This window comes from Variovorax sp. 20P10.2.4, from assembly GCF_058244205.1.
The window spans coordinates 1-4,341 of record NZ_JBZAYE010000612.1 but is presented as its reverse complement, the minus strand read 5'-3'; the positions used below and the strand labels follow the sequence as shown (position 1 = coordinate 4,341).

The window sequence follows — 4,341 nt, the reverse complement described above, 5'->3', positions numbered from 1 at the left end:
GGCGAGCCCTCGGTCCAGGCCGGCAGCTGCGCGATCAGCACGTCGGGCACCAGCTTGTCGAACTCGCGCGAGATGCCCGAGAGCACCTGGCGCAACCCCGGCGTCTTGACGATGCCCGCGAGCAGGTAGGCGCCGCGGATCGAGGTCGCCTCGAAGCGCAGGCTCGCATAGACCCAGGCCCGCTCGACCGCGCTGTCGACATGCTCGGAGATGTCGCTGATCGAGGTCGCGCCGTGCGGCAGCCGGTCGAGCGCGCGCACCAGGTCCTGCTCGACCGCGTCGAGGTTGAGGCCGGCGCGCTTGACGATGCGCAGCAGGTCGCTGTCCTGCAGCTGCAGGATCTGGTGCAGCCAGTGCACGAGTTCGACGTAGGCATTGCCGCGCAGCTTGGCGAAGGCGGTGGCGGTCTCCAATGCCTTGTAGAGCATCGGGTTGAGCTTGGAGAACAGCGAGACGCGGCGGATGTCGGTCATGAGGCCTGGGTGAAGGAAGCGGAGGTGTGGGAAGCGGTGGCTGCGGAACGCGAATGCAGGGCCTCGGGCGCGAACACCAGGTCGCCGGCGTCGGTGTCGGACAGGCGGGTGCCGAGCCAGCTGCCCCAGCCCAGGCGCTGGCCGCCGTTGAGCTGCATGCCGCCGGCCTCCTCCTTGCGCAGCACGAGCCGCAGCTCCCACGCGAATTCGATGCCGACGTACTGGCGCACCCAGTCGACCACCTGCTGCAGCCGCTGGCTGCCGGGCAGGAAGGCGCGGTACTGCTCGAGCGTGAGCGGCCCGAGCTCGAGGCGGAACTTGCTCTGCGCATCGCGCACGGCGAGGCCGATGGTGGCGCCGGCGCCGAGCCGGTGGTTGCGCCCGAACAGGCCGATGCGGCTGACCTGCGGTTCGTCGATGGTCACCCAGTCGCTCACGAACTCCTCGACGCGCACCGGCAGGTCGAAATAGAGGCGCAGGATCTGGATCAGGCCCTCGGGGTTGCGCGTCTGGCGCACCAGGTGGCCCGCCATGTGGGTGCGCGCATGGTCGGCGATGCGGTCGCGCTCCTTGAGCCCGGGCTGCCCCATGTTCATGAGGCTCGCGACGTACTCGACGAAGCGGTGGCCGTCGGGCCGGTCGAGGCTGTTGACCGACTGGGCATCGGCCCAGGCGCGGTAGAACAGCAGGATCAGCCGGTGGTGGAACAGGTCGGCGAAGGCGCTGAGCGTGTGGTCGTTGTGGTGCCGCTTGCGCTCGCGCGCGTACTCGGTCAGGTGCAGCGGCAGCGGGCCGTTGGGGCCGAACAGGCCGAAGCCGTAGATCGAGATCTGCGGCGGGCCGTCGCGGCTGTCGTCCACGCCCGAGACGTTCGAGGGCGCGAAGGCCATCGAGGGCTCCTGCCCGAGGCGCAGCGGCTCGTCGAGCGGGCGCGGCGCGCGGCCCAGCAGCGGATGGTCGCCGTGCGCGTCGAGCCGGCGCAGCAGCATGAAGAGGTCGTGCTCGAAGGGCTGCTCGACCAGGCCGGCCCACAACGCCGGATCGACCTGCGGCAGGCCGCGCGCGGGCGGCGGTGCGGCCTCGGCCCGCGCCTCGTTCACCACCGCCCGATCCGCCGCGTCGTTCGCCGGCGCCTGTTGCGCGGCGTCCGTGTCCTCGCGGAGGTCGGTGGTGCTGTTCATACGGCGGGTCGGCGTCCGATGCGCGGCGTCCAGCGCGCGATCTCGCCGCGCTGCAGGCTGGCCAGCGCGAACTCGGTGAAGGCGTTGAGCGACACGTGGCGGCTGAAGAACTGCTCGAGCACGGCGCCGAACAGGTACGGGCTCGCGCCCGAGAACGCGGTCTCGTCGAGCTTCAGCGCGATCTCCACGCCGCGGCCGAAGACGATCGGGCCCGGCTCGGGCAGGCGGCGGAACACCGGCGCCAGCTTCATCGAGCGCACGCCCTGGATCTGCCGGCGCACCGCGGGATCGGCGAGGTTGCCGTAGAGATCGAGCATCTCGCGCAGCGCGGCCGCGCCCTGGTCGGCATCGACGTCGGTGAGGCTCAGGTAGTTGAGGCCCAGGTGGCTGATGAGGCGCCAGGTCAGCGCGCCCTCGGCCAGCGCCGGGTAGGGCCGCGAGGGCCCGCGCAGGATGCGGATCGCGCGCACCGGCGCCGACACGCGCAGCGTGAAGTCCGACTCCAGCCCGGTGGGCAGCAACAGCGGCAGGTCGCGGTTGGTGCACAGCGCATCGAGCGTGATGTGGCGCAGGCTGTGCGGAAAGGGCGCGTCGTGCTGGTCCACCAGCGAGACGTAGACCTCGCTGCCGGTGTAGCTGGTGCGCGTGCCCTGCGCGCGTGCGCGGTCCGACACCAGCCGCGGTTCGCGCCGCACCGAGAAGTAGGCGCCGAAGTCGCCGTCGTCGGAGGCGAAGGAGCCGAGGAAGGGCCGGAACTCGCGCTCCTCGGAGCCGTTGCTCATGTGGCCGACCACGCGCTCGACCGTGAAGATCTCGAAGTCGCGCGGCCGCGTGCGGTCGATCACCGCATGGTGCTCGTGCTGGCCCGGGCCCACCGGGATGCGGTCGCTGCGGCGCGGCACCAGGTTGACGATCGGCGTGCAGAACAGCGAGAACTGGCGCGCGTCGATCAGCCGCTCGAGGTCGCCGTCGGCGCGGTCGAGCAGGATCACGATCTCCATCGTGGTGCCGCTCATCGCCGCGGCCGCGGCACGCAGCTTGTTGACGCTGAAGAACAGGTAGCGGTCGGGAAAGGCGAAGTACTCGTGCAGCAGCCGGTAGCCCTGGAACGAGCGCGCGTCGTAGGGCAGGAGCGCCTGGTCGGGGTCGAAGCCCTCGTGGCGGATCGCCTCCTCGCCCAGCGGCACGATGCGCGCGCCCTGGCCCGCGGTGCCGGGCCCGCTGCGGCAGACGGTGCCGATCGAGTGGTGCACCGCGAGCTCGAGCACGCGCAGCGCATGCAGCTCGGCGCCCGAGAGGAAGAACTCGAGCCGATCGAGCGGCATCTCGGCGAAGCGCGCGCCGCCCACGGCCTCGAGCTTGATCGTGATCGCGCTCCTGGCCTGCCGCGCGACGATCGGCAGCGCATGCAGGATCTCGGCCGGCACCGGCCCCAGGCTGGCCTCGGCGATGCGGATCGGCCACAGCGTGACCGCATGGCCGGTGCGGAACTCGCAGGCCGTCTGCTCGCCCTTGATCATGCGGCCGCGCAGGATCGTGTGGCGCGGCAGCTCGTAGCCGGCCTTCAGCGAACCCTCGTTGAGGTTGCCGTCGATTTGCACCACGCCCATGGCGGGCAGCGGCGCGAGGAAGTTCGGATAGACCACCTCGAGCAGCCGCTGCGAGAAGCGCGGGAACTCCGCGTCCATCTTGAGCTGGATGCGCGCCGTGAGGAAGCTGAAGCCCTCGAGCAGCCGCTCGACGTAGGGGTCGCTGACCTCGATGCCGCGCATGCCGAGACGGCCCGCGATCTTCGGATAGCGCTGCGCGAACTCGGCACCGAGCTCGTGCATGTAGGTGAGTTCGCGGTTGTAGTAATCGAGAAGTCTGGCGTCCATCTCAACTGTCCGTTGCGCTGCCCAGTGGCTCGCCTTGCATGAAACACGACATGGCCCCATCGAAAGGCCGCGGAGCAGGCCATGCCAGAGCACCCATGGAACCGGCTTCGCCGGGCCATCGGGTGCGCCCCCTTGAGGGGGGATCCGAAGCGACACGAAGTGCGCGGAGATTCGGGGGAGGACTCATTTCACAGGCCTCCGGTCGGGCGCAGCATCATGTGGCCGCTTTCCAGATCGAGTTCGGAGCGCAGGATGAACTCGATCGGATAAGGCACCGACCACAGCGTGCCGCGGATCTCGAGCGCGAGCAGGTTGTGGTGCTCGAGCTCGGTGGCGTCGGTCACGCAGCGCACGTCGATGCTGTCCTTCATGATGCGCGGCTCGAAGTCGATGATGGCGGTGCGGATGGCGGCCTCGACGTCGGCGAAGTCGACCTCCGACATGCGCCCGCCGGCCCAGCCGCGCACGCCGTAGTTGACGACCGAGCGGCGCGCGCGCGGCAGGTCCTGGATCGAATGCGCGGTGCCGAAGTTGGTGGTGTTCAGCAGCCACTGCAGGTCGCGCAGCACCGAGTCGCGCAGCAGCTTGCCGCTCATGAGGAAGGCGCCCGCGCGCTCCTGGCGGTTGCTCGGCTGCTTGTCGGTCAGGCGGTCGAGCAGCACCGGCTGCAGCCGGTCGCGCGCGACGCTCTCCTGCTCGCCCTCGGCATCGGGCCCCGACCAGGCGGAGGCGCCGGCCGTGGCCATCAGGCGGCCTCCCCGGCGGTGAATTCGATGGTGCGCAGCTCGAGCAACGCATGGTCGCCCGCGT

The 4,341-nt window shown here is 70.5% G+C and carries 4 protein-coding genes; all 4 read right to left on the bottom strand.

The window, feature by feature from the left end:
• A partial coding sequence (locus tag AC27VN_RS34220) for a Clp protease N-terminal domain-containing protein (protein WP_490879459.1) occupies positions 1 to 473 on the bottom strand: 473 nt, incomplete at its 3' end.
• Positions 470 to 1,654, bottom strand: coding sequence for a type VI secretion system baseplate subunit TssG (tssG, locus tag AC27VN_RS34215; protein ID WP_490879458.1), 1,185 nt, complete (start codon positions 1,652 to 1,654; stop codon positions 470 to 472). The genes tssG and AC27VN_RS34220, both read right to left, overlap by 4 nt.
• Positions 1,651 to 3,531 carry a type VI secretion system baseplate subunit TssF gene (gene tssF, locus AC27VN_RS34210; protein WP_490879457.1) on the bottom strand — a complete coding sequence of 627 codons (1,881 nt, stop codon included), beginning with the start codon at positions 3,529 to 3,531 and terminating at the stop codon, positions 1,651 to 1,653. The genes tssG and tssF overlap by 4 nt, the downstream gene beginning before the upstream one ends.
• Positions 3,532 to 3,719: 188 nt before the next feature.
• Complete coding sequence (gene tssE, locus AC27VN_RS34205) at positions 3,720 to 4,277, bottom strand: type VI secretion system baseplate subunit TssE (RefSeq protein WP_093343897.1); 558 nt, start codon at positions 4,275 to 4,277, stop codon at positions 3,720 to 3,722.
• Positions 4,278 to 4,341 lie beyond the last annotated feature (64 nt).

Excerpts from the sequence above, each read along its gene's own strand:
- tssE (WP_093343897.1), bottom strand. The coding sequence starts at position 4,277 with ATGGCCACGGCCGGCGCCTCCGCCTGGTCGGGGCCCGATGCCGAGGGC.
- tssG (WP_490879458.1), bottom strand. The coding sequence starts at position 1,654 with ATGAACAGCACCACCGACCTCCGCGAGGACACGGACGCCGCGCAACAG.
- tssF (WP_490879457.1), bottom strand. The coding sequence starts at position 3,531 with ATGGACGCCAGACTTCTCGATTACTACAACCGCGAACTCACCTACATG.